The organism is Serratia sp. Res13-Sevr-LER1-36-b (assembly GCF_015673035.1).
Classification (GTDB): Bacteria; Pseudomonadota; Gammaproteobacteria; order Enterobacterales; family Enterobacteriaceae; genus Chania; species Chania fonticola_C.
The window spans coordinates 66,286-91,130 of the sequence record NZ_JADACK010000016.1 but is presented as its reverse complement, the minus strand read 5'-3'; the positions used below and the strand labels follow the sequence as shown (position 1 = coordinate 91,130).

15 protein-coding genes and 1 pseudogene are annotated in these 24,845 nt (G+C 56.7%); 11 read left to right on the top strand and 5 right to left on the bottom strand.

All coding sequences use genetic code 11. The annotated features are described in order from the left end of the window. The 3 genes and pseudogenes from IMQ33_RS09940 to elaB form a co-directional block, all read left to right on the top strand. Nucleotides 1-587 (top strand): annotated as a pseudogene (locus tag IMQ33_RS09940) (MFS transporter); the annotation flags it as partial. A gap of 229 nt (nt 588-816) precedes the next feature. Further along, entirely contained in the window at nt 817-1,311 is a 495-nt protein-coding gene (locus IMQ33_RS09935) for a DUF1097 domain-containing protein (protein WP_024485129.1), read from the top strand. A 143-nt stretch (nt 1,312-1,454) separates the two neighbouring features. Beyond that, nucleotides 1,455-1,766: a stress response protein ElaB gene (gene elaB / locus IMQ33_RS09930; RefSeq protein ID WP_065683106.1), complete on the top strand. Its 312-nt coding sequence runs from the start codon at nt 1,455-1,457 to the stop codon at nt 1,764-1,766. A 204-nt stretch (nt 1,767-1,970) separates the two neighbouring features. On the opposite strand, the gene IMQ33_RS09925 is transcribed toward elaB, so the two are convergent. Further along, nucleotides 1,971-10,619 carry a glycoside hydrolase family 94 protein gene (locus IMQ33_RS09925; protein WP_196062684.1) on the bottom strand — a complete coding sequence of 2,883 codons (8,649 nt, stop codon included), beginning with the start codon at nt 10,617-10,619 and terminating at the stop codon, nt 1,971-1,973. Nucleotides 10,620-10,907: 288 nt separating this feature from the next. Between IMQ33_RS09925 and menF the strand changes: the two genes are divergently transcribed. From menF to menE, 6 genes are all read left to right on the top strand, one after another. Beyond that, a complete protein-coding gene (gene menF / locus IMQ33_RS09920) occupies nt 10,908-12,209 on the top strand; it encodes an isochorismate synthase MenF (RefSeq protein WP_065683108.1) in 1,302 nt (433 codons plus the stop codon). A gap of 257 nt (nt 12,210-12,466) precedes the next feature. After that, nucleotides 12,467-14,140, top strand: a complete 1,674-nt coding sequence (gene menD / locus IMQ33_RS09915) for a 2-succinyl-5-enolpyruvyl-6-hydroxy-3-cyclohexene-1-carboxylic-acid synthase (RefSeq protein ID WP_074028096.1) — start codon at nt 12,467-12,469, stop codon at nt 14,138-14,140. After that, a complete protein-coding gene (gene menH, locus IMQ33_RS09910) occupies nt 14,140-14,928 on the top strand; it encodes a 2-succinyl-6-hydroxy-2,4-cyclohexadiene-1-carboxylate synthase (protein WP_065683110.1) in 789 nt (262 codons plus the stop codon). Before menD ends, menH begins: the two co-directional genes overlap by 1 nt. Further along, nucleotides 14,912-15,769, top strand: a complete 858-nt coding sequence (gene menB, locus IMQ33_RS09905) for a 1,4-dihydroxy-2-naphthoyl-CoA synthase (RefSeq protein WP_021805976.1) — start codon at nt 14,912-14,914, stop codon at nt 15,767-15,769. The genes menH and menB overlap by 17 nt, the downstream gene beginning before the upstream one ends. Continuing rightward, nucleotides 15,769-16,752, top strand: coding sequence for an o-succinylbenzoate synthase (gene menC, locus IMQ33_RS09900; RefSeq protein ID WP_196062683.1), 984 nt, complete (start codon nt 15,769-15,771; stop codon nt 16,750-16,752). Before menB ends, menC begins: the two co-directional genes overlap by 1 nt. Beyond that, complete coding sequence (menE, locus tag IMQ33_RS09895; protein ID WP_065683112.1) at nt 16,740-18,122, top strand: o-succinylbenzoate--CoA ligase; 1,383 nt, start codon at nt 16,740-16,742, stop codon at nt 18,120-18,122. The genes menC and menE overlap by 13 nt, the downstream gene beginning before the upstream one ends. Nucleotides 18,123-18,178: 56 nt before the next feature. Here menE and katA read toward each other — a convergent pair whose 3' ends face one another. Beyond that, nucleotides 18,179-19,615: a catalase gene (katA, locus tag IMQ33_RS09890; protein ID WP_196062682.1), complete on the bottom strand. Its 1,437-nt coding sequence runs from the start codon at nt 19,613-19,615 to the stop codon at nt 18,179-18,181. A 336-nt stretch (nt 19,616-19,951) separates the two neighbouring features. Between katA and IMQ33_RS09885 the strand changes: the two genes are divergently transcribed. Next, nucleotides 19,952-20,491 carry a YfaZ family outer membrane protein gene (locus IMQ33_RS09885; RefSeq protein ID WP_065683113.1) on the top strand — a complete coding sequence of 180 codons (540 nt, stop codon included), beginning with the start codon at nt 19,952-19,954 and terminating at the stop codon, nt 20,489-20,491. A gap of 50 nt (nt 20,492-20,541) precedes the next feature. Here IMQ33_RS09885 and tyrP read toward each other — a convergent pair whose 3' ends face one another. After that, the gene (gene tyrP, locus IMQ33_RS09880) at nt 20,542-21,750 is read right to left on the bottom strand and encodes a tyrosine transporter TyrP (RefSeq protein ID WP_024529612.1); all 1,209 of its coding nucleotides are present in this window, start codon (nt 21,748-21,750) and stop codon (nt 20,542-20,544) included. Between the two features lie 246 nt (nt 21,751-21,996). Here tyrP and IMQ33_RS09875 point away from each other — a divergent pair, with 246 nt between their 5' ends. Further along, entirely contained in the window at nt 21,997-23,193 is a 1,197-nt protein-coding gene (locus tag IMQ33_RS09875) for a nicotinamide mononucleotide deamidase-related protein YfaY (RefSeq protein WP_196062681.1), read from the top strand. 205 nt (nt 23,194-23,398) lie between these two features. On the opposite strand, the gene yfaE is transcribed toward IMQ33_RS09875, so the two are convergent. Beyond that, a complete protein-coding gene (gene yfaE / locus IMQ33_RS09870) occupies nt 23,399-23,659 on the bottom strand; it encodes a class I ribonucleotide reductase maintenance protein YfaE (protein ID WP_065683115.1) in 261 nt (86 codons plus the stop codon). Beyond that, nucleotides 23,660-24,790: a class Ia ribonucleoside-diphosphate reductase subunit beta gene (gene nrdB, locus IMQ33_RS09865; protein ID WP_024485993.1), complete on the bottom strand. Its 1,131-nt coding sequence runs from the start codon at nt 24,788-24,790 to the stop codon at nt 23,660-23,662. It lies immediately after the preceding gene. Nucleotides 24,791-24,845 lie beyond the last annotated feature (55 nt).

Sequence of the window (24,845 nt, the reverse complement as noted above, 5' to 3'; positions counted from 1 at the left end):
CCTTGTCCGCGGGCCTGCGTGCGACCGGGAGCCGGTTTTTCGTGTGTGCCAGCGCGCTGTTTGTCTGTTGGGCGCTGGCTGCCAGCATCCTGGCGATCGGCCCCAACGTGGCGGAAACGCTGTTGGGCATGCAAAACCGCAGCAGTTTCGGCTATGTGATTGCGGTCTACCTGCTGATTGCCGGGGTCAGCCAGATCCTGAGCCGCCAAATTAATGCGCGGCATTCGCTAATGTTTGGCTGCCTGGCACAGGCGTTAGCGGTGGTGGTATTTGCCGAAGCCATTCAGATCCATTCGCTGGGGCTGGCCGCTGCGGGGATGGTCATTGCCGGTTATGCTTACGGAGCCATCTTTGTCGGCAGTGCGACACTGGTTAACCTGATTTCACCCAAAGCCAGCCATGCACGCCTGATCTCACTGTTCTATGTGATTGCTTATGTTGCCAACTGGGTGCCCATTTTGCTTGGCAGTATCATCGACCATGCCAGTCTGCAACTGGCGGTTAACCTGCTATTCCTGCTCAGCGCCATGGTGTGTGTGGGGTTGGGGATATGGGTTACGCGAGTGGGCTTCCCGCGCCGATCCTGATTATTTTTTAACGTTGTTGGCCGGTGGTCGCTCGGTATTACCGCGTTAACTCAGTAATGAGGCTACAGGTATTCACGCATTGCATGATGAAAAAACACGCTATTTTTGTGATTAAAATCTCATTTTTGTGATTTTTATATATCAAATTACATTTTATTTGTGATTTTTATCACATATAGCGGTCTGGTTTCGCGTAAACTAAGCGGATTAATTTTAGCGGATCAGGATTATGAACGTCATTTTTGCCATTGCGGTAACTACCGGTATTCTCTCCGGCGTATGGGGCTGGGTTGCCATCAGCCTTGGGCTAATCAGTTGGGCGGGCTTTCTTGGCTGCACGGCCTATTTTGCCTGTCCGCAAGGTGGCCTCAAGGGCCTGGCAATCAGCACACTGACCTGTTTGAGCGGCGTGTTCTGGGCGATGGTCATTATTCACGGTAGCGCATTGGAGCCTGCCTGGAGCATTCTGGGCTACCTGCTGACCGGCGTTGTCGCTTTCCTGATGTGCATTCAGGCTAAACAGCAATGGCTTGGTTTTGTTCCCGGGACTTTTATCGGTGCCTGCGCCACCTTCGCCGGTGACGGTAACTGGCCATTGATTACAGCCTCACTGTTGGTCGGGTTACTGTTTGGCTACGCGATGAAAAACAGTGGCTTGTGGCTGGCCGCACGCCGTAAATCCCCCTCGGTAGCGCTGGCCGAACAGGCCTCCACCGACGCCTGAAAGGGCGTCCGTTTCTTGTCATGCCTCTTTTTTCATCAACATTCCGATGGCGTGTATCCAGGTCGTGTCCTACCATGGGACTACGACCAAGGGTTGTTGATGGCTAAGCAACGTTGAATTGACTACTAACGGAGAGCTTAAAGATGGCGAAAAACCGAGACGAGAACCAAACGACGCTGGATGACGATCTGAGAATGCTGAGTGACACGCTGCAAGACGTGTTGGATTACTCTGGCGATCGAGCCGATCAGGCCTATACGGATATCAAATCCCATGCCGAGCGGGCGCTAAAAGACATCAAGTCGCGTCTGGCAAATAGCTCAGAATGTTATTACGTGCGGGCGAAAGAGGTGGCATGTCGCGCCGATGACTATGTCCGTGACAAGCCTTGGCACAGTGTCGGCATTGGTGCCACGGTAGGTTTGGTGCTTGGGCTATTGCTGGCCCGTAAGTAAAACTAGTAAGGCAGTGGAAGCTGCCGAATAGTGTCACAGGAAGGAGTCATGCAGAACACCGACACGCCGTAAACCCGTCCTTGGGGCTTGCAATCGCGCATCCATGCGCTCAACGGTCGGCTAACCTGCAATGACTCCCTCCTGTCACAAACTTTGGGAGTTGCGGTAGTAAACGCAGTTACTTGGCTACCGCGCCTCTTAAGGTTAACGCCCCAGTATCACCTCCACCTGATAGATTTTGGCCTCATCAGCCAAGCTAATCACCGCTTCCTGTTGCAATACACCATCAATAATCACCTGCGTTTCCCCTTCCCCTTGGCGTAGGGTGAAGTGATATTCGCTTTCCCCTTCACGGTAGGTTAGGGTGACCGGCGGCCAATCTGCCGGTAAGCGGGTGTGGATGGAAAGCGTATTGCCGTGGCGTTTTAGCCCCAGCAACGACTCGACGATCAACCGATACATCCAGCCCGCCGAGCCGGTATACCAGCTCCATCCCCCACGCCCAACGTGTGGGGCGACCGCGTAAATATCTGCCGTGGCGACATAAGGTTCGACCTTGTAGCGCTCCGCTGCGGTACTATCCAGGCTGTGGTTGATGGGGTTAATCAGCGCCATCAGTTCCCAGGCGCGCTCGATATTGCCCATCTCGGCGAACGCCATCACCGCCCATACCGCCCCGTGAGTGTATTGACCGCCGTTTTCCCGCACGCCGGGCAGGTAACCCCGGATGTAGCCAGGATTCGGGCCGTTACCGTCAAAGGGCGGGGTCAGCAGTTTGATGATGCCGGCCTGGTCGTCCACCAGGTGCTTATCCAGAGATTGCATTGCCTGCGCGCTGCGGTCTTTGTCACCCGCACCGGAAAGGATCGACCAACTCTGGGCTATGGCATCAATGCGGCATTCTGCCGCTTGGTGTGAACCCAGGGGCTCTCCGCTATCGAAGTAACCACGGCGATACCATTCGCCATCCCAGGCGTTGTTGTGCAGGTTGGCGCGCAGTTTTTCTGCTTCCTCGCGGCACAGTTCTGCCAGCTCAAGATCGCCGCGATGGGTGGCCAGTTTGCCGTAACGTTGCAGAATATAGAACAGGAAGAAGCCCAGCCAAACGCTCTCACCCCGGCCTTCCAATCCCACCATGTTCATGCCGTCGTTCCAGTCACCGGCCCCCATTAGCGGCAAGCCATGCTCGCCAAAGGTCAGGCCATGCTTCAGCGCTCTGGCCCCGTGGAGATACAGGCTTTCCTGTTTCGGGCTGATGCCAGGCTGTTCATAGGAAGACTCCTCACCCGGTGCCAGTATACGGGCCTCCAGATAACCCACCTGTTCTTCGAGGATTGATGAGTCGACGGTCGTGTCGAGGTAGTGGCAAATCGCCAGCGGCAACCACAGGTAATCATCGGAGCAGCGGGTGCGCACCCCGTTGCCCTGTGGTGGATGCCACCAGTGCTGAACGTCGCCTTCAACAAACTGGCGCGAAGCACACAGCAGGATCTGCTCACGCATCCGCTCAGGCAAGGCATGCGTCAGGGCCAAGGTATCCTGGAGCTGATCGCGGAAGCCAAATGCGCCGCCGGACTGGTAATAACCGCTGCGTGCGTGAATGCGGCAGGAGAGGGTTTGATACAGTAACCAGCCGTTAGCCAGCAGGTTAACCGCTGGATGAGGCGTACCGATCTGCACCTTGTTGAGGATCTTGTCCCAATGAGCATCGACCTGCTGCAATTCGTGTTGCAAAGCCTCCTCGTTGAGGTACTGGCGCAGCAGGGATTCGGCTTCGTCGCCATCCTGTCCCAGGCCAAGCGCAAACACAAAGCTGCGCTGATCGCCATCGATCATGCTGATGGCCGATTGCACCGCGCCACAGGGATCTAACCCGGCACCGGTCTTGCCGGATAACCGCCGCAGCTTAAGCACGGCAGGAGCGGCCAACGAACCGTTACGGCCAATGAATTCCCGCCTATCGCCAGTGACCGAACAATGGACTCCGGTAACGCCGAAGAACGCAGTACGTGGCGATCCGCTGCTGGTGTAATGGTTGGTGGCGAGGATGCCACAGCCGCCAGGCGGTGTGGCCACACGGGTGACTACGTGCATCGCCGATTTCTGGCGCAAATCACCGAGGATTAGCTCGGCATAGCCGGTGGTCGAGAGCTTACGCGTCCGGCCAGAAGTGTTGGTGAGCGTCAACAGGAACAGTTTCACCGGGGCGTCTTTGGCAACCAGCATCGTCAACTGGCTATCGATACCGCCTTCCCGGTGTTCAAATACGCTGTAACCAAAGCCATGACGCGTCAGGTAATGACCGCGCCCACGGGCGGGCAGCGGCGTTGGTGACCAGATGTGACCACTCTCTTCATCGCGCAGATAGAAAGCCTCGCCGCTGCGATCGCTGACCGGATCGTTATCCCAAGGCGTCAGGCGGTATTCATGCGCATTCTCATACCAGGTGTAGGCTTGGCCGCTTTCAGAGATCACCGAACCGAACATCGGGTTGGCGATAACGTTTGACCACGGAGCCGGCGTCACCTTGCTTTCGTTCATGGCGATCACATATTCGCTGCCATCTTCCGAGAATCCGCCAAACCCGTTGTAGAACTGGAGCTTGTCGATGATCGGCAACTGCGGTGAATGCAGATTACGCGGCAAATTGGCCATGGTAGCCAGTTTGGAGGAGGCGGTCGGTGGCCCCAATGGCTGTTGCAGCGTTTGCGGCAGTTGCAACCTTTGGTTGAGTTGCTCCGTCAGGCCACCGCGGCGGTCATCCAGATAGATCCGCGCTACGCTCAGCAGCAAGGTGTGATCCTCCGGTGACATATGTTCACTGGAGCGTACGAAGATCCCTCCGGGTTTGTCCGTCAGGGAAGACTCCATCCCGGCGGCGATCAGCCCCATGATGCGATTTTGCAGATCTTGCCGGTAACCACCGGAATCCTCATTGAGGATCACCAGGTCGACCAATAATCCTTTCAGCCGCCAGTAGTTGTGTGCCTGAATGAGCTGTTGCACCAGCCCGATATTCTCAATGTCAGTGACGGACAGCAGCACGATCGGCAGATCGCCGGAAATCGAATAGCCCCACAGGCCGGACTGCCCGCGGCGGTTATTGATGATTTCATTGCTGGCGGCACGCATTTCCTGCGCCGGGAACACCACCGCGCTGGCCAGGCGGTTAAACAGATTGGCGTCTTCTTCGTTGGCGTTCAACTGGCGCAACACCACCTGGCTGTGCGACCAGGCGAGTTCGAAAATACGATCGGCCATATGGCGGTCGCGGTACTTCTCCAACATCGCCAGGCTGGTGGCTCGGTCTTCACACACGCCGTAGAAGATATCCAGCGTCAGCGGCACGTTGGGTTCCAGCCGGATCCGCTGACGGATGGCGATGATCGGATCGATCACCGGCCCGGCGCTATTGGTCAGGGGTTGATTCTGATATAGCGCCTGCGGGTTGGCTGCCGTGCGGCCACGGCCGATAAACTTGGCCCGGTCGGTTTCAAAGGACGTTTTGCTGCTGGAACCTTGGACCGACATCATATGCAGCAACCACGGCGATTTTTCTTTCGGCTCACGCGGACGGCGATGGCACAGAATGGCATCCTGTTCCTGCAACAGCTCGGTTTGTACAAACAGATTGCTGAACGCCGGGTGGGCCAAATCGTTGCTGGCCGGGGCCAGCACCACTTCGGCATAGCTGGTGATCTCAATGGTCCGCGGCTGTTTGCCCCGGTTCACCAAGGTTAAGCGCCGCAGTTCGATGTCGTCCTCAGGGGAAATCACTACCTGGGTTTTCACCGACAGCAGCCCCTGCTTGCGTTGGAATTCCGCCCCGGCATCGTTGAAGACGGCGCGATAGCCGCCTTTTTCGGTATCGCCGGTAGGGTGCCAGGTATTGCTCCACACCTCGCCGGTTTGCGGATCGCGCAGGTAGCAGAATGCGCCCCAATTATCGCAGGTGGCATCCTCACGCCAACGGGTCAGCGCCAGATTCTGCCAGCGGCTGTAGCTGCCGCCGGTTTGGGTGATCATCAGGTGGTAGTTGGCATTCGACAGCAACTGGACTTCCGGGATCGGTGTATCCACACGGGTGAACTCACGCGCGGCGAAGCTGGCCGGTGTAATCGCGCCTTCATGGGTTTCGAAGTGGCGGCGGGTGCTGTACAGCTCAACCGCATCAGGCACACGTTCCTGCAACAGCAAACGGGTTGACTGGAAGGCAGGGTAACTGGCAAAGCGTTTCACCATCGGCGCATCCAACAGCAGGTGTGACAGCGCCAGGAAACTCATACCCTGGTGGTGAGCCATATAGGAGCGAACAATGACATACAGTTGCCCCCGGCTGAGGCGCGACGTGGTGTAATCCAGCGCTTCATAGAAGCCATAACGACCCTTGGCACCGTTTTTTTCCAGTTCCACCAGGTTGCTACAGGCACTGTCCGGATCGACAATCAGCGCCATCATGGTGGCGTAAGGGGCGATCACCATGTCGTCACCCAGCCCACGCCGCAGCCCTAACCCCGGTACACCAAAGGCGTGATACTGGTAGTTTTGCAAAGCGTCAAAACCGAAGTAGCCGGACTCGGAAATCCCCCACGGTACACCGCGCTCCTTGCCCCAGGCAATTTGCCGCTCGACTGCAGAGCGGCACATTTGCACCAGTAACGTATCGGGATAGGCAGGCATCACCAGTTGCGGCATCAGGTATTCAAACATTGAGCCGCTCCAGGACATCAGCGCTGGCTCCTTGTCGATCACCGTAAACAGCCTGCCTAACGCAAACCAGCTACGCTGTGGAATTTGGTTGGTGGCAATCGCTACATAGTTGGTCAGGCGGATCTCCGAGGCCAGCAGATCGTATTTACCACTGTCGGCACGGTTTTGATCGCAGTTGAAACCGACGGTCAGTAAATGGGTGGCTTCGTCATACAGGAAGCTGAAGTCCATTTGCGCCATTGCTGTCAGGCGCCGTGCCAACTGCGCTAACTGTTCGAGGCGTTCTGCTGCCAGTTGTTGCACGGCATCCAACTGTGTTTGCTGTTCAGTCGACAGCGTCAACTGTTTAGGTGGGTTGGCCAGCCAATGCACGCTAGGGATTTGTTCCAGCTCCGGCATGCTGTCGCTCAGCCAGCTAAACCATAATGCCCATTCGGCACACAGATCGTTGAGCTGCTGGTGTAGGTTGCCTGCCCAGCGTTTGACCTCGTCACCCTGTTGCAGAGCGGGTTCCTGTAATCCATTACAGTGGTTACGCATTTCATTGAGTTCAGCCTGTAGTGCCGCCGGATGGGCGTTCTGCGCCTGTTCCCAGTGTTTGCGCAGTTTGGTTAATCCTTTCGGTGCGGCGTTACCCCAGTGCTGCTCCAGTATCAGCAACGTATCTTCCACTCCGGCCAGAATGCGGGCTGGCTCGATAACTGGCTGCATAGCCAACGCTGGCAGGCCTGAGCTCAGGGTCAGCATGTGGCCCGCGAAATTACCGCTGTCCACGCTAGAAACATAACGCGGATTCAAAGGCTCCAGGGTGCGCGTGTCGTACCAGTTGTACAGGTGACCGCGATAATGCTCCATGCGATCGAGCGTATTCAACGTCAGGGTAATACGCTGCAAGGCTGCACTGAGGGTGATATAGCCGAAATCATAGGCGGTGAGGTCGGCCAACAGCGCCAGCCCGATATTGGTGGGTGACGTGCGGTGCGCCACTACCGGCTCTGGAATTTCCTGGTAGTTATCCGGCGGTAGCCAGTTTTCCTGCTGGGTGACAAAGGTAGCGAAAAACTCCCAGGTTTCGCGGCTGCTCTGGCGTAGGAAACGGCGCTGACGATCGTCGATGGCCGTTTTGCTGCGCTGTGGCTCCAGGCTGAGCGAATAGAGCAGGTACGGTGACAGGATCCACAAGGCGGCTAGCGGGATCGCGGCTAACAGCGCTATCGGGCTGGAAAAGGCAGCCAATAGCAACAATGAAACGCCAGCAAACGGGTTGATCCACAGGTTGCGGTAAAAATTCGCCAGCGTGACGGTCAGATGGTGTTTGGATTGGTCGAAGCTGGTCCACTCTTGCAGATTACGTTTGCTGAACAGCAAACGCCACAGGGTGATGCCAATGGCCTTCAGGCTGTACCAGGCTTCATGAGGTAGCTCGGCCAGACGCAGACCAATCTGACACAGCCGGTGCAGTGAGCCCTTCAGCGCCAGCTGCAAGTGCTGAATAACAGGCCGACGCGGGGGCTTGCGCACCACATCCTGCAACAGCGCCAACAGCGTGGGCAGCAGCAGAATAATGGCGAACACCGCCAACCAGTATGGGATATCCGGTAGCCAGGTTAAGCCAAAGAACAGCAGCAACAGGAAGCAGGGGGCTACCAGGCTGCGGCGTAGGTTATCGAACAGTTTCCAGCGCGACAGGGTACTTAATGGGTTAGCTGCCCGTGAACCGTCTTCGGTGGTGACCCGGGGCAACAGCCAGTTCAATAGCTGCCAATCGCCGCGGATCCAGCGGGTGCGGCGGGCAACATCGACCAGATAGTTGCTTGGATACTGCTCATAGAGCAAGACGTCGCTCAATAAACCGGAACGGGCATAGCAACCTTCCAGCAGATCGTGGCTTAGCACCAGATTTTCCGGGCAGGTGCCCTTCAGGCTGTGGGAGAAGACGTCTACATCATAAATCCCTTTGCCGATAAACGAGCCTTCGCCAAACAGATCCTGATAGATATCTGACGCCATCTGGGTATAAGGATCGTTGCCCGGTGTGCTGCTGCACAAGGCAGCATAACGGCTCTGGCCATAAGCGGGGATCTCTTCGGCCATGCGGGGTTGCAGGATGGCATAACCCTCCACCACCCTCTGCAGTTTGGCATCATACTGGGGTTGATTCAGGGGATGGGCCATGGCGGCGATCAGCCGGTGTGCGGTTTCACGCGGTAGCACGGTATCGCTGTCCAGGGTGATCACGTATTTGACGTTTTTCAGCACCTCCAGCCCATGGCCAATCTGGGTGGTAAACGCATTGCCACGGTTGCGCAGCCAATCGTTCAGCGCGTTCAACTTGCCACGTTTACGCTCCAGCCCCATCCAGCTCTGCTGTTTTTCATTCCACTGGCGATCGCGATGGAACAGGAAAAAGTGGCTTGGCCCTTCGCAGGCATACTGTGCATTAAGCTCAGTTATCTTCTGGCTGGCATAGGCCAGCAGTTCGGCATCGTCTGGCTGCTGTTGCCGAGGTGAGTCATTAAAGTCGGTGAGCAGGGCAAAATGCAGGTGCTTAATGGCGTTGCCCAGATAACAAACTTCCAGCGTGTTGATCAACTGGTCAATGCCGGGCTTGCTGCTTATCAGCGTGGGAATGGCAACCAGCGAGCGGAACTCTGCCGGGATACCACAGGAAAAATCCAGCCTTGGCAGCGGCTGCGGAGAACGGCTGCGGGTGGTGATCTCACTGAGCAGGCTAATAACGAACTGAGCGAGCACCATCCCCAAGGGGAATAGCAAGATCAATAATCCCCAGGTGAGTCCGGTTTGGTGGGCATGGCGTAACAGCAAGGCCCAGCAGGCCGTCGTGAGCAGGCTGATGCTGCCCAGCCAGGAAAGCAGCGGGGATTGGCTGAGTGCCTGACGGATGTGCGTAATACGGCTAAGTCGGACGTCGAGCTGTTGCTCTAACTGCGTGCGGCCATGGTCAATCAGGTAATAGCCGATATGATGAGTGCGTGGATCGTTGCGGGGATCTTCAGCAGCGATCCTTGCCATATTCAGAGCGTGTTGTGCTACCTCTACCTCGTTGTGAGAACAGTGGCGAGCCAGTCGCTCGATCACATGACGATAGTTGTCACGGGTATCGAAATGCATTAGTGGATAAACCCCGGTAGGGTCTTCGCGCAGCGTCTGATCGACCTTGCTCATGGTCTCAACAAATTCCGCCCAATCCATTTCACTCAGTTGTCGCAGGCCAGCGATACTGTTGCTGACGGAAAGTTGGCTCACGGCCAGTTGTTGGTTGAAACGATGGATAAGCTCATCGGAGGTCAGGCTGACTTCGGCCAGGCGTTGTTCAACCCAGGTCAGCGGTAGCGCCAGCATGGTGCCGTGCCCCTGTAGACGACGCACCAGTTCCGCCACGAAGGCGCTGGTGCGGGGCGGGTTGGAGCGTGCCATATCGGCAATCACAATGATCAGGTTGGCCGGATCGTTTTCCGCCGACTCCAGCATTTTGGTCACCCAACTATCGGCCAGGCTGCGTTCTTCCTGTGCCTGGGCCACTTCTACCGCAACGCGGCGCAGGTTTTCAATGAGCGCCAGCCTCAGCATGCCTGGCAGTGCCCAAAGCTCGCCCAGGGTCAGATTGGCCTCTTTTTGGTAGGCAGCAATATAGCGCGTCAGGCTCTCGGCATCCCATCGCCCGTCGCCGTGAGCAATAGCTTCGGTGGCGATATCGAAAATTCGTGGGCAATTGTGCGGGGCGGCTAACTGTGGCAGCCCACGCCCGAAGGTTTTCGGCAGATGGTGCCTAACGACGCGGATCTGCTCCTCGATAAGATAAAAATTATCCAGCAGCCAGTCGCCCGCCGGGGTCATAGTGTTTTTCTTATCGTTGCTCAACCTGCGGCAACTGTCCGTCAATACCCGCTCGTTGTAATCGAGACGTTTGAGCAAATAGTAGGGCGTTTTATGGGTTGCCAGCTTATGGGAGCGTGCCAGGCGCTGGCCGTAGCGTTCCATTTGATCGACCGAAAACAGCTCTGCCTTGATGTTGCTGGCGGGAGGGGCTTCTGCAGTAGCCTGATTATGCCGTAAGGGCAACCGGGCCACTTTGGGACGGCGACGCTGCTTCTTTAACCAATTGATAAGTATTTCTTTCACGCAAAAAGCTCCTTACATCTGACCCAAAGGACAGCGGGTTAATACCGTTGGGAGGCTGTGAACATCTTGATTTAACTATCGATTTGATATGACAAGATTTCACTGCGGCAGGAACATGACTTCTAAGTATAGTTCCGTCGCGCGCGTGTGGTCGTTTTTTAATCTTAAACTTCAATTTTAATAAATAATTAGCGGCGGAAGGTATGGGTTAATAAGCGCTATTTTTCCGCCCGTGAGGGTTGATTTACCGTATAATTCCCCACATAGCGTTTGGTTAATGAGGTGGTAGTGGAACAACTTTCGGGATTGCTGCGGCGGCTACGTCAGCAGCTTGGGCACGGCTTTCCCCGTGAAGCCGGATTTCGGCAGCTAACGCTGGTGGTTCCCGGCCATCTGAGCGATTTGCTGCTGGAGTGGCTGGCGGCGCAGGTGCTGTTCCCTCAATTCTACTGGCGTCATCGCGAAGGGCGGCAGGAGGCGGCGGTGTGCGGCGCTTTGCGGCAGTTTCCAAACCCTTCAATGGCGCAGGCATTCGTGAATGCCTATCCTGCGGCCCGTTTATGGGGGCTTACTGCCTTTGACGGTGACGCCCAGCTGTTTTTGCCGCGCCTGGAAATTCTCAGCCGCCAAGGCAAGTGTGAACTGACGCTAAACCTGTTTTCTGAAGAGGCATTGAGTGATGACGCCCAAGCGGCGCTTGCCTGGCTTGAAAATCTGCTGGTGATCAAACCGATCGAGAATTTACAGGTGAAAGTGCTGTCGGTGCAGCATCAGCCGGAACGTTCCGGGTGGGAAATCATGCTGCGCGATGCGCTGAAGGCGATAAATCGGCAGCAGATGGATAAGGTGGTCTTGGCGCGCAGCTCAGTGTTGACGCTGGAGAGTCCGTTGTTTGCCCCTGCGATGATGGCCGCCAGCCGCAGGGTGAATCACCAATGCTACCACTTTATGCTGCGCTTTGATGCACATTCCGCATTTCTTGGCTCCAGCCCGGAAAGATTGTACCTGCGTGAAGGAAAACATTTGCTGACCGAAGCGTTGGCGGGCACGGTTGCCAACCATCCCGATGAGCGGCAAGCCCAGGCACTGGCTCAATGGTTGCTGCAAGACGGCAAGAACCAACAGGAAAACCTGCTGGTGGTTGATGATATCTGCCAGCGTTTGCAAGGCGGTGCCAGAGCGGTCGATGTGTTGCCACCAGAAGTGGTACGGTTGCGCAAGGTACAGCATCTGCGGCGGCGTATTGAAGGGCAACTGAACCAGTGTGATGATGCCGATTGCCTGCAACGATTGCAGCCGACGGCTGCGGTGGCCGGGTTGCCGCGCCAGGCCTCGCGTGAGTTTATCCGCCAGCATGAGCCTTTTTCCCGCGGTTGGTATGCTGGCTCTGCGGGTTATCTTTCTGCGGCACAGGCTGAGTTCTGTGTTGCGCTGCGTTCCTGCCAGATCGAGGATGCTCGGGTTGAACTGTATGCCGGGGCGGGGATTGTGGCCGGTTCCGATCCGGCGCAGGAGTGGCAAGAGATCGAAAACAAGGCAGCGGGATTACGCACTCTGTTGCAGTCAGAACATTCTGGGCAGGCGCATTGAGCAGGCCGATCTTCGTGTGTAAACTTGTTGTGTTTTATATGTTTCTTTTTTGTTCTCTTTCGGGGCGCTATTTGGCATGGGTGGGTCGAAATTGATTTATTGCAGGCCACCTGCCACAGGGAAATACGGCGTTTTTGCGCCAGCGCAAAAGCCGTAAAGATAATTACTTATATAATTCAGAGTTATGATCCCCGGTTCGCTACCTCCTTTGGGTAGGCTTCGGCGCGTAACCTCTGTTTACTACTGATGAGCGAAATATGTCGACAAGTGTTTTTAATCGCCGGTGGGCGGCGTTGCTGCTGGAAACGCTGGTCCGCCATGGAGTGCGGCATGTCTGTATCGCTCCGGGATCGCGCTCCACGCCTCTTACGTTGGCCGCTGCCGCGAACCGCGCTTTTGTCTGTCATACTCATTTCGATGAGCGGGGCCTGGGCCATTTAGCGCTCGGCCTGGCAAAGGCCACGCGTGAGCCAGTGGCGGTGATCGTCACCTCGGGTACCGCGGCAGCAAATCTTTATCCTGCCCTGATCGAAGCTGGGCTAACCGGGGAGCGGCTGGTGTTTCTCACCGCCGATCGTCCGCCGGAGTTGATTAACTGCGGAGCCAATCAGGCGATCCGCCAAAACGGCCTCTACTCGAGCCACCCCACCTTGAACATCGATTTGCCACGCCCAAGCCCGGATATTCCGGCTCGCTGGCTGGTATCTACCCTGGACAGTGCGATGGCGCGCCTACGGCAGGGTGCCCTGCATATCAACTGCCCGTTTGCGGAGCCGTTATATGGCGGAGATGAACAGCTGTATGAGCAGTGGTCGGCAGAGTTAGGGGACTGGTGGCAGGATACTCACCCTTGGCTGCGTGAAATGGATCCCCATCAGGTTATTAAGCAGCCGGACTGGTTTTTCTGGCGGCAGAAGCGCGGCGTGATTATCGCTGGCAGGATGGGGGCGGAAGAGGGCGTGCAACTGGCTGAATGGGCGGGCATGCTCGGTTGGCCGCTGATCGGCGATGCCCTTTCGCAAACGGGGCAACCGTTGCCCTGTGCCGACTTATGGCTGGCTAACCCCCAGGCTCGCGATCTGTTGGCAAGTGCGCAGTTGGTGGTGCAGTTTGGCAGCAGCCTGACGGGCAAACGCCTGCTGCAGTGGCAGGAGCGCTGCCAGCCGGAGGAGTTCTGGCTGATCGACGATCTGCCTGGGCGGCTCGATCCTGCGCATCATCGTGGCCGCCGTATTCGTTCTGCCGTTGGCGAGTGGCTCGATCTGCATCCGGCGCAACCTCGCTCACCTTGGGCTGGCGATCTGTCCGCGTTGGCGGATGATGCCCTCGATGCGACGTCGCAATACCTGGTTAACCGGTTTGGTGAGGCCCAACTGGCCCATCGCCTGCCTGAGCTGTTGCCAGAGAACGGCCAACTGTTTCTCGGTAACAGCCTGATTGTGCGCCTGATCGATGCCTTAACCCAGTTGCCTGCCGGTTATCCGGTGTTCAGCAACCGCGGGGCCAGCGGTATCGACGGCCTAATTTCCACCGCGGCTGGGGTCCAGCGCGCTACAGCCAAGCCGACGTTGGCTGTGGTAGGCGATCTCTCCGCGCTATACGATTTGAACGCCCTGGCACTGTTGCGCCAGTGTTCGGCACCCACGGTGCTGATCGTGGTGAATAACAATGGCGGGCAGATTTTCTCGCTGTTGCCAACGCCGGAACCTGAGCGCCAGCGGTTTTACTGTATGCCGCAGGATGTGGAGTTCAGCCAGGCGGCAGCCATGTTCCAGCTTGATTATGCCTGCCCGGAAAACTGGGGGCAGTTGCAGCAGGCAGTGGAAAAAGCCTGGCGTCACAGCGGAGCCACGCTGATTGAGTTGCAGGTGCCGCCGAGCGATGGCGCAGAAACCTTGCAACATCTGGTACAAAAAATGGGGGCAAACTGATGCTGGCTTCCCGCGTGTTACAACAGGGTGAAAGCCAACGCCCATGGTTGATCTGGCTGCATGGTCTGCTAGGGAACAACAATGAGTGGCGGGTGATCGCCTCACGTTGTGAACAGTGGCCCTCGCTGGCGATTGATTTACCCGGCCATGGCGACTCTGCCGATCAATCCTGCCTGGACTTTGCCGATGTCAGCAGGCAAATCACCGCCACGCTGCAGCAGCATAATATCGAGCGTTACTGGCTGGTGGGCTATTCACTCGGTGGGCGCATTGCCATGTACCATGCTTGCTGCGGAGAAGCGCAAGGGCTACAAGGTATTGTGATCGAAGGCGGTAATCCAGGGTTGGAGAACGAGGATTTACGTGCCCAGCGGCGTGCCCATGATGCCGCCTGGGCGAAGCGTTTTCGCACCGAACGGATCAAAACGGTATTGGCCGACTGGTATCTCCAACCGGTCTTTGCCAACCTCAGCCCGGTACACCGCGAGGCGTTGATCGCCGCCCGTGCCGACAACCACGGCCCTGCCATTGCCGATATGCTGGAGGCGACGTCTCTTGGGCGGCAACCTTGGCTGGTGCCACAATTACAACAGTTGGCACTGCCAGTGATGGTGTTATGCGGTGCTGACGATCACAAGTTTCAGGCGTTGGCGCGTGATGCCGGTTTGCCATTGCAAACCGTGCCAGAAGCGGGCCATAACGCTCATCTGGCCAATCCGGCAGATTTTGCCGCCGCGCTCGATGCATTTCTTGCAAAAAAAGGAACCAAACATGCTGTATCCCAATGAAGAACAACTGTACGCCGCGATCGACTGGCAGGACTGCTCGGGTGATTTCGAAGACATCCTGTATCACAAGTCCAGCGATGGCATTGCCAAAATCACTATCAATCGCCCGCAGGTGCGTAACGCCTTCCGCCCGCACACGGTGAAGGAAATGATCGAGGCGATGTCGAACGCGCGCTATGACGACGGCATCGGCACCATCATTCTTACCGGTGCCGGGGATAAAGCCTTTTGTTCCGGTGGCGATCAGAAAGTGCGCGGTGACTACGGCGGCTATCGTGATGACAGCGGCGTACACCACCTGAACGTGCTGGATTTCCAACGCCAGATCCGCACCTGCCCTAAACCGGTGGTGGCGATGGTGGCCGGATATTCTATCGGCGGCGGTCACGTGCTGCATATGATGTGCGATCTGACCATTGCGGCCGATAACGCTATCTTTGGCCAGACCGGGCCGAAAGTCGGTTCCTTTGACGGCGGCTGGGGCGCTTCCTACATGGCGCGTATCGTCGGCCAGAAGAAGGCCCGTGAGATCTGGTTCCTGTGCCGCCAATACGACGCTGCTGCGGCGCTGGATATGGGCTTGGTCAACACCGTGGTGCCGTTGGCCGATCTGGAAAAAGAGACCGTGCGCTGGTGCCGTGAAATGTTGCAGAACAGCCCTATGGCCCTACGCTGCCTGAAAGCCGCACTGAACGCCGACTGCGATGGTCAGGCCGGGCTGCAAGAGCTGGCGGGCAACGCCACCATGTTGTTCTATATGACCGATGAAGGTCAGGAAGGGCGCAACGCATTTATCGAAAAACGCCAGCCTGACTTCAGCAAATTCAAGCGTAACCCGTAATGACGGCACTAACCCGTGTTGCTGCGATCTATCGCTATAGCCTGCCGATGGAGGCGGGCGTAGTGCTGCGCAACCAGCGGCTGAAAACCCGAGATGGTTTGCTGATCCACCTGCAACAGGATGGGCAGCAAGGGTGGGGGGAAATAGCTCCCTTACCGGAGTTCAGCCAGGAGACACTCGACCAGGCGCAGCAGGCTACCTTGGCCTGGGTGCAGGCTTGGATTGCGGGTGAACTGCCTGCGCAGAGCGAATGGCCATCGGTGGCCTTCGGCACCAGCTGTGCCCTGGCGGAAATGGCCGGGGAATTGCCAACGCAGGCCGACTACCGCAAGGCACCTCTATGCACTGGCGATCCGGACGAGCTGTTCGATCTGTTGGCGGCACTGCCGGGGGAGAAAGTGGCCAAGGTCAAAGTGGGGCTGTATGAGGCGGTACGCGATGGCATGGTCGTCAACGTATTGCTGGAAGCCTTGCCCGATCTCAAGCTACGGCTCGATGCCAACCGCAGTTGGAGCCGGGCCAAAGCGGACGGTTTTGCCAAATACGTCAACCCGGCGTGGCGCGATCGCATTGCGTTTCTGGAAGAGCCCTGCAAAACCCGTGACGAATCCCGTGAGTTTGCCCAGGCAACCGGGATTGCCATCGCTTGGGATGAAAGCGTGCGTGAAGCCGATTTTGTCGTGCAGGCCGAGCCGGGCGTGGCAGCGATTGTGATCAAGCCGACCTTGGTGGGAAGCCTGGTCCGCTGCCGTGAACTGGTCATGCAGGCGCATCAGGCCGGATTGGTGGCAGTGATCAGTTCCAGTATTGAGTCCAGTCTGGGGTTGACGCAACTGGCGCGCATCGCGCATTGGCTGACGCCGCAAACGGTGCCAGGTTTGGATACGTTGAACCTGATGCAGGCCCAGTTGATACGCAGCTGGCCAGAGAGCACCTTGCCCTTATTGGGCATTGATTCCTTGGAGTGTGTATGGCGCAGTTGAGTGATTGGCCGTGGCGGCATTGGGCCAAACAGCGCCCGCAGGCGACCGCGGTGATCTTCGAACAACAGCCGGTCAGTTGGCTGATGTTACAGCGGCAGGTAGAAGTGCTGGCTGCCGACTTTCAGCGCCAGGGCGTGTTACCCGGTAGCGGTGTGCTGCTGTGTGGGAAAAACAGCTATCCACTGCTGCTGGCTTATCTGGCGCTCTTGCAGTGTGGTGCGCGGCTGCTGCCGCTCAATCCGACGCTGCCTGCGCCGATGCTGGCGGCCTTGCTGCCGGATCTGGATATCGACTTTGCTTTCAGCCCGGATGGCTTGCCTGAGTTGCCCCCTGGCGCGATCGTCTTGTCGCCGCCGGGCGTTGATGAGTGCCACTTGCAGTTGTTGCCATGGGATGAACAAAGACTGGCGACGTTGACGCTGACTTCCGGCTCCAGCGGCTTGCCAAAAGCCGCCGCCCATAGCTATGCCGGCCACCTTGCCAGTGCAGAGGGCGTGTTGCAACTGCTGGAATTTCAGCCGCAAGACAGCTGGCTGCTCTCGCTGCCACTGTTTCACGTGTCTGGTCAGGGCATTATCTGGCGCTGGCTGGCGGTGGGGGCACAGCTTGTGGTGCGTGAAATGCAACCCTTGGCCGATGCGTTGGCGGGATGTACCCATGCTTCGCTGGTGCCAACTCAACTTTGGCGCTTGCTGTCTGAACCGATGGCCAAGCATGCGCTAAAAGAAGTGCTGCTCGGCGGGGCGATGATCCCGGTGTCACTCACCCAGCAGGCCGAGGCGGTAGGGATCCACTGCTGGTGCGGCTATGGTTTGACGGAGCTGGCTTCAACGGTTTGCGCCAAGCGTGCCGACGAACTGCCCGGCGTTGGGGCACCTTTACCAGGCCGTGAAATACGCCTGGTGGATCAGGAGGTCTGGATCCGCTCCACCAGCCTGGCGCTGGGTTATTGGTTGCGGGGCGAGCTAGTGCCCATTACCGACGAGCAAGGATGGTTCCATACCCGCGATCGTGGCGCGATGGAGCAGGGTGAACTGCGTATTATTGGCCGGCTGGATAACCTGTTCTTCAGCGGCGGGGAAGGCGTTCAGCCGGAAGATGTGGAACGTGTGTTTGCCGCGCATCCACAGGTGTTGCAGGTGTTTATCGTGCCGATTGACGATGCAGAGTTTGGCCAACGGCCGGTAGCGGTGGTCGATCTGGAAGGCGAGTTGACGCTGGAGGGGTTAATGCTTTGGGCGCAGGACCGGCTGGCGAACTTCCAGCGGCCGATTGCCGCATTGGCGTTGCCCGACGAGCTAAAAAACGGCGGCATCAAGATTTCGCGCCGTCGTCTACAACAGTGGGCGAGTAGCCAACTGCAGGCATAATCTGTAGCGTTGCAAAAAAGGCCGCCCGAGGGCGGCCTTGCTATTGGTGTAACCGATTATTTCAGGCCCAGGGCCTTGGCAACACCGCTGCCGTAATCAGGATGTACCCTGGTGAACAGCTCAACCTGACGGCGTTGGATCTGTTCTGGCACCTGCGACAGCTCACCGGCGATACGGGTGAACATACGTTGGTGCTCCTCGGCACTCAGCAGATTGAACAGCGCGCGCGGTTGGCTGTAGTAATCGTCGTCTTCACGATGATTCCAGTGATCGGCGGCACCTTCGATGCTCAATGGCGGTTCGCTGAAATCTGGTTGCTCCTGGAACACCCCAAAGCTGTTTGGCTCATAGGTTGCGCCGTTGCCGCTGTTACCATCCACCCGCATCGCCCCGTCGCGGTGATAGTTATGGAACGGGCATTTGGCACCGTTGACCGGGATTTGGTGATGGTTGACGCCCAGGCGGTAGCGGTGCGCATCGCCATAGGAGAACAGACGGCCCTGCAACATTTTATCCGGTGAGAAGCTGACGCCAGGCACCACGTTAGCCGGGTTCATGGCCACTTGTTCTACTTCGGAGAAGTAGTTATCCGGGTTGCGGTTCAGCTCGAAGAAGCCGACATCGATCAGCGGGTAGTCGCCGTGCGGCCAGACTTTGGTCAGGTCAAACGGGTTATACGGGGTTTGTGACGCTTCATGTTCTGGCATGATCTGGATTTGCAGTTTCCAGCGTGGGAAGTCACCGTTCTTGATGGAGTCGAACAGATCGCGCTGCGAACTTTCACGATCTTTGGCGATGATGGCTTCTGCTTCATCGTCCATCAGGTTTTCGATGCCTTGCTCACAGCGGAAGTGGAACTTGACCCAGAAACGCTCGTTATTGGCATTGATAAAGCTGAAGGTGTGGCTGCCGAAACCGTGCATATGACGGTAGGATTTAGGCAGGCCACGGTCGCTGAAGTCGATGGTCAACTGGTGCAGTGATTCAGGCAGATGGGAGAAGAAGTCCCATTTATACACCGGATTGCGCAGGTTGGTGTGCGGATCGCGTTTTACCACGTGGTTCAGGTCAGGGAATTTCAGTGGATCGCGCAGGTAGAACACCGGGGTATCGTTACCGACCAGATCCCAGTTACCTTCTTCGGTATAGAACTTCATGGCAAAGCCGCGGATATCACGTTCGGCGTCGGCAGCCCCGCGCTCACCGGCAACGGTAGAGAAGCGGACGAACATCTCGGTTTGCTTACCAATCTCAGAGAAGATTTTTGCGCGGGTGTACTTGGTTATATCGTGGGTGACGGTAAAGGTGCCGTAAGCTCCTGACCCCTTGGCGTGCATACGACGCTCTGGGATCACTTCGCGGTCAAAGTGGGCCAGTTTTTCCAGGAACCAAACGTCTTGAAGTAGCATCGGGCCGCGCTTACCGGCGGTGATCACGTTATTATTATCAACAACGGGCGCGCCAGCCGCGGTAGTTAATCCTTTCTTGCTCATCAATTGCTCCTTACTGTGTTGCAGTTAAGTTGGTAGCTCAGTTTCGGGTGCTGCAGATCTTCATCATATTAACTAATGAAAAGGCCAGCCCTGCTGACCTTCATCAAAGGCACTTCTAGTTGTAGACTTATTCTCAGTCCTCGGCAAATAGGCAGCGCTTATCGTTGTAATTTTGGGGTAACTGATTGGCATTTGTTTACAGTTTATTGAAAAATTAACGGCTTATTGCTTTAAATTAGCCGGGGATTGATGACAATTCAGTTACACTTACCCGCGTATTTTTTCCGGTGCCAGACATCATCACTCCCTGATGATGAAGAATGAAAAGGATCAATAATGAACAAAACTTTAGTCGCGTGCGCAGCAGGTTTGCTGTTTGTGGCTGGCTCTGCCAATGCAATCAGCGTGAGCGGTGAGGCAGGGGAACATTACACCAACCTTGGTGTAGGCTTGGGGGGAACAACGGCGGGCTTAGGGATCAGCGGCAACTGGATCCGTAGCGATCATGATGGTGACATCGGGAGTCTGGGGTTGAGCTTCGGCCTGCCGGTTGGGCCTTTGACGGCCACCGTGGGCGGCAAGGCCATTTATCTTAGCCCGAGAGATGGCAAAGATGGTGGGGCATTGGCATTAGGGGGCGGTCTGCAATGGGATCTCAACCGCTATCTCAGCCTGTATGGCGAAGGCTATTTTGCGCCGGAGTCTTTGACCAGCGGGGCAAAAGCCTACAACGAAGCTAATGGCGGGCTGCGCTTAAACGTGCGTCCGTTCAATGTGGATGTCGGTTATCGTTACATCAACATCGAAGGTAAAGACGGTAACCGCGACAACGCGATCGCCGATGGCCCTTATATTGGTGTGGGCGTGGGCTTCTGATCCTGCCTGCTATTAAAGGGGCGCCATGCGGCGCCCCAATGTTTTCCGCTTTAGCCGATAGCCGGTAACAGGCCGCTCGCGATGCTGAGCTGAATGGCAATCACCGCCACCCCACAGACAAACACCAACGCCAACGCTGGCGTCCCGCCCCAGACTCGATAGCTGGCCTGATGCCGACGACGAGTTTTCCAGACCAGCAATGAAGGCAGCAACAAGGCGAGTACCGACAGCGCAATTGCCGCGAACCCGAGTGCCAGCACAAAACCGCGTGGATAGAACAGTGCGAATGCCAATGGCGGCAGGAAGGTGATGGCACCGGTCTGCAAGCGGCCTCGCACATTATCCCGGCGTTTGAACAGATCGGCCAGGAAGTCGAACAACCCGAGCGAAACCCCCAGGAACGAGGTTGCCAGTGCCAAATCGGCAAACAGGTGCACCGCCAGCTCGACATGAGGCGACGCGACCACGTCACGCACCGCTTGCAGTAAACCGTTCAGCCCGGCCTGTTGTGCCAGAATGCCGACAAAGGTGGTGGAACTGATGCTGCCCAGCGTCGCTAACTGCCAGAAGATATAAGCCACTAACGGGATGGCACTGCCGATGATAAAGATCCAACGCAGCTTGCGGATGTTACCGCCCATATAGTTGACGATGCTGGGTACGCTGCCGTGGAAACCAAACGAAGTGAAGATCACCGGGATGGCCGAGAGCGCCAGCCCTTGTTCCAGCGGGAGCGTCAGCAGGTTGGTTTGCTGGATGTGCGGCATCATCAGGCCAAGCATGACGATCAGGAAAATCGACTTGGCGGTAAACAGAATACGGTTGAACAGGTCCACCGAATGGGTGCCGATGCAGACGATCCCCCCGGCGACCAGGGTGAACAGCAGCACGCCGAGGTAAGTCGGGAAGTCCTGAGAAGTCCACTGGCTGATGCTGACAGCCAGCAGTTCGCCAGCGCCGCTGATATAGGCTGCGGTCAGCGCATACATCAAGAACATCATGCTGAAGCTGGTAAGCCACTGACCACCGCCGCCCAGATAACGTTTGGCCAGCGTTCCCAGGCCGGTGTCCGCCTGCTCATGCTGATAAACTTCGACCAGCAACAGCGCGGTATAGCACATCAATAACCACAGCCCCACCAGCAGTGCGAGCGTTACGCCAAAACCTACGCCCGCTGCCGCCAGGGGCATAGCCAGCATCCCTGCACCAATGGTGGTGCCTGCCACGATAAAAACACTGCCCAGCGTGCGATTCTTCACGTTTTTCTCTGCTATTGGATAATTTAGGGGCGTTTTCGGGGCCCTATTTTTAGTGCGGCAGAATAGTTGATTGCCGATTTTGTGTCAAACCGGCGTTACGTATGGTGTACATCTAAATTTACGGATATTGATCGGGTTGCGTCGGTAATAAAAAATGCCTTTAGACAGCAATATCGTTGGCTGTGTAGTGAAAAGTTGTTTACAGGCTTCTATAGTGGAGGGATCTGAACATAAAGGGAGAGGTCAATGTTAAGGGTGGAGATGCTCAGCACTGGTGATGAAGTGCTGCATGGGCAAATTATTGATACCAACGCTGCCTGGCTGGCAGATTACCTGTTCCAGCAAGGCTTACCGATGAGCGGACGCGAAACGGTGGGGGATAGCCTTTCTTCGCTGATCGAAATCCTGCAGGAGCGCAGCCATATTGCCGACGTGCTGATCGTCAACGGCGGTCTGGGGCCAACCAGCGACGATCTCAGTGCGTTGGCAGCGGCCAAGGCTTGTGATACCGAATTGGTCGAACATCCTGAATGGATCGCCCGTATGGAAGCCTATTTTGCGGAACGTGGCCGCCCAATGGCAGCTTCAAACCGTAAACAGGCGCAGATCCCGGCTAATGCGGAAATGCTGGATAACCGTGTAGGTACCGCTTGCGGCTTTGCCTTAACGCTGAATAAATGCCGGATGTTCTTTACGCCGGGCGTGCCTTCCGAATTTAAAGTGATGGTAGCAGAGCAGATCCTGCCACGTCTGCGCCAAGGCTTTACTCTGCCTGAGCCGCCGTTGTGTCTTCGCCTTACCACCTTTGGGACTTCGGAAAGCGACTTGGCTGCTGAACTGGACGGCATGCCTTTGCCGCCGGGTGTCGTACTGGGCTATCGCTCTTCCAGTCCAATTATTGAATTGAAGTTGACTGGCCCACAGGCTCAGCGTGCCGCGATGGAACAAGCCTGGCAGCGAGTGCGGCAGGTTGCGGGTGACAATACGATATTTGAAGGTACGGCTGGGCTACCGGCAGAGCTGACACAACGCTTACAGCAGCAGAACTTGACGCTGGCGCTGAGCGAGCAATTTACCGCCGGCCTGATCAACCTGCAGTTGCAGAGCGAAGCTGCCCCGCTAGCCGGTGGCGAACTGTTACCGGCGCATTGCTGCGAAACGTTGGCAACGGTGCTGGCGCGAGCCCAGTCTTTGGCGCAGCTCACCGGCGCACAGCTGGCGTTGGCGGTTAGCGCCATGGCAGGAGATCGTGTCAGCGTTGCCCTGCATACGCCCAAAGGCGGTATTGGCCAGACGGTAAGCTATCGCGCATCACGCCATGGCCTGCGTTTACGTCAGGAGTCGGTCGCGATGCTGGCGCTGGATATGCTGCGTCGTTGGCTGAATGGCGGCCAGGTTTGCGGCAAAAACGGCTGGCTGGAAATTGTGGAAATTATCGAGTAGAAACTCGTTCATGGCGGTGAGATATCCCTTATGGATCATAACAATATAAGGGGTATTCACTGTGGGATTGAGTTGTTACACGCTTTGCGGGTGTTTGAGACTCTTCGTCTTGGGCATTGATACCCGTCGCCTTTCAAGCTGCAGCGTTGTTGGCTGCAACTTGAATTTCTTAGGGTATTCAGTGTTCGATGATTATTTTATTGAGTTAGATTTCCAGCTCGATATCCATGGCGGGCATGCAGCAGCAGGGCAGGATCTCGCCATGATTGATAAATGCCAACGGCTGCTGGTGGTAAGCGACCTCACCCTTCAGTAATTTCACTCGGCAGGCACCGCAATAGCCGGAGCGGCATTGGTATTCCACCTCCACCTTATGCAGTTCCAGCACGTCGAGCAGGCATTTCTCACCTTCGGGGCAGGAGAGCTGCGTACCGGTGGCACGCAGCGTGATGGTTGGTGCAGCCACTTACAGCTCGAAATCACTCAGGTCGTCGGCGTTGACTTCAGAGTCAATCTGGCCGACCAGGTAAGAGCTGACTTCCACTTCCTGCGGAGCCACCTGCACGTTATCCGACACCAGCCAGGCGTTGATCCACGGGATTGGGTTGGAGCGGGTAGGGAACGGTGAGCCCAGGCCGACGGCCTGCATGCGGATATTGGTAATGTATTCCACATACTGGCACAGGATGTCTTTGTTCAAGCCAATCATGGAGCCGTCGCGGAACAGATATTCGGCCCACTCTTTCTCTTGCTGTGCCGCCAGGACGAACAGGTCATAGCACTGTTGCTGGCATTCCACGGCGATTTCGGCCATCTCTGGGTCATCGGCGCCTGAGCGCATCAGGTTCAGGATATGTTGCGTACCGGTCAGGTGCAGGGCTTCGTCGCGGGCGATCAGCTTGATGATTTTGGCGTTGCCTTCCATCAGCTCACGCTCGGCGAAAGCAAACGAACAGGCGAAGCTAACGTAGAAACGAATGGCCTCCAGCGCGTTGACGCTCATCAGGCACAGATACAGCTGCTTTTTGATGGCGCGCAGGTTAACGGTCACCGTTTTACCATTGACCTGATGCGTGCCTTCACCCAGCAGATGATAGTAGCTGGTCATTTCGATCAGATCGTCGTAGTAGCCGGAGATATCTTTTGCCCGCTTGAGGATCTCCTCGTTGGTGACGATATCGTCGAACACCACCGACGGATCGTTAACGATATTACGAATGATATGGGTGTAGGAACGCGAGTGAATGGTCTCTGAGAATGACCAGGTTTCGATCCAGGTTTCCAGCTCCGGAATGGAGATCAGCGGCAGAAATGCCACGTTAGGGCTACGGCCCTGAATGGAGTCCAGCAGCGTCTGATACTTCAGGTTGCTGATGAAGATGTGCTTCTCATGTTCCGGCAGCGCTTGATAGTCGATACGATCGCGCGCGACGTCAACCTCTTCCGGACGCCAGAAGAAGGAGAGCTGTTTTTCGATCAGCTTTTCGAAGATTTCATGCTTTTGCTGGTCGAAACGCGCCACGTTGACCGACTGGCCGAAGAACATCGGCTCAAGCAACTGGTTGTTTTTGTTTTGAGAAAAAGTAGTGTAAGCCATGAGCTTGGATCCATTAGTGCCGGGCTGAAAATTAAAGGGGCCGGAAGAGTTCCGG

Coding starts and splice junctions, on each gene's coding strand:
- IMQ33_RS09935 (WP_024485129.1), top strand. CDS start 817: ATGAACGTCATTTTTGCCATTGCGGTAACTACCGGTATTCTCTCCGGC.
- elaB (WP_065683106.1), top strand. CDS start 1,455: ATGGCGAAAAACCGAGACGAGAACCAAACGACGCTGGATGACGATCTG.
- menD (WP_074028096.1), top strand. CDS start 12,467: ATGTCGACAAGTGTTTTTAATCGCCGGTGGGCGGCGTTGCTGCTGGAA.
- menH (WP_065683110.1), top strand. CDS start 14,140: ATGCTGGCTTCCCGCGTGTTACAACAGGGTGAAAGCCAACGCCCATGG.
- menB (WP_021805976.1), top strand. CDS start 14,912: ATGCTGTATCCCAATGAAGAACAACTGTACGCCGCGATCGACTGGCAG.
- menC (WP_196062683.1), top strand. CDS start 15,769: ATGACGGCACTAACCCGTGTTGCTGCGATCTATCGCTATAGCCTGCCG.
- menE (WP_065683112.1), top strand. CDS start 16,740: ATGGCGCAGTTGAGTGATTGGCCGTGGCGGCATTGGGCCAAACAGCGC.
- katA (WP_196062682.1), bottom strand. CDS start 19,615: ATGAGCAAGAAAGGATTAACTACCGCGGCTGGCGCGCCCGTTGTTGAT.
- IMQ33_RS09885 (WP_065683113.1), top strand. CDS start 19,952: ATGAACAAAACTTTAGTCGCGTGCGCAGCAGGTTTGCTGTTTGTGGCT.
- IMQ33_RS09875 (WP_196062681.1), top strand. CDS start 21,997: ATGTTAAGGGTGGAGATGCTCAGCACTGGTGATGAAGTGCTGCATGGG.
- nrdB (WP_024485993.1), bottom strand. CDS start 24,790: ATGGCTTACACTACTTTTTCTCAAAACAAAAACAACCAGTTGCTTGAG.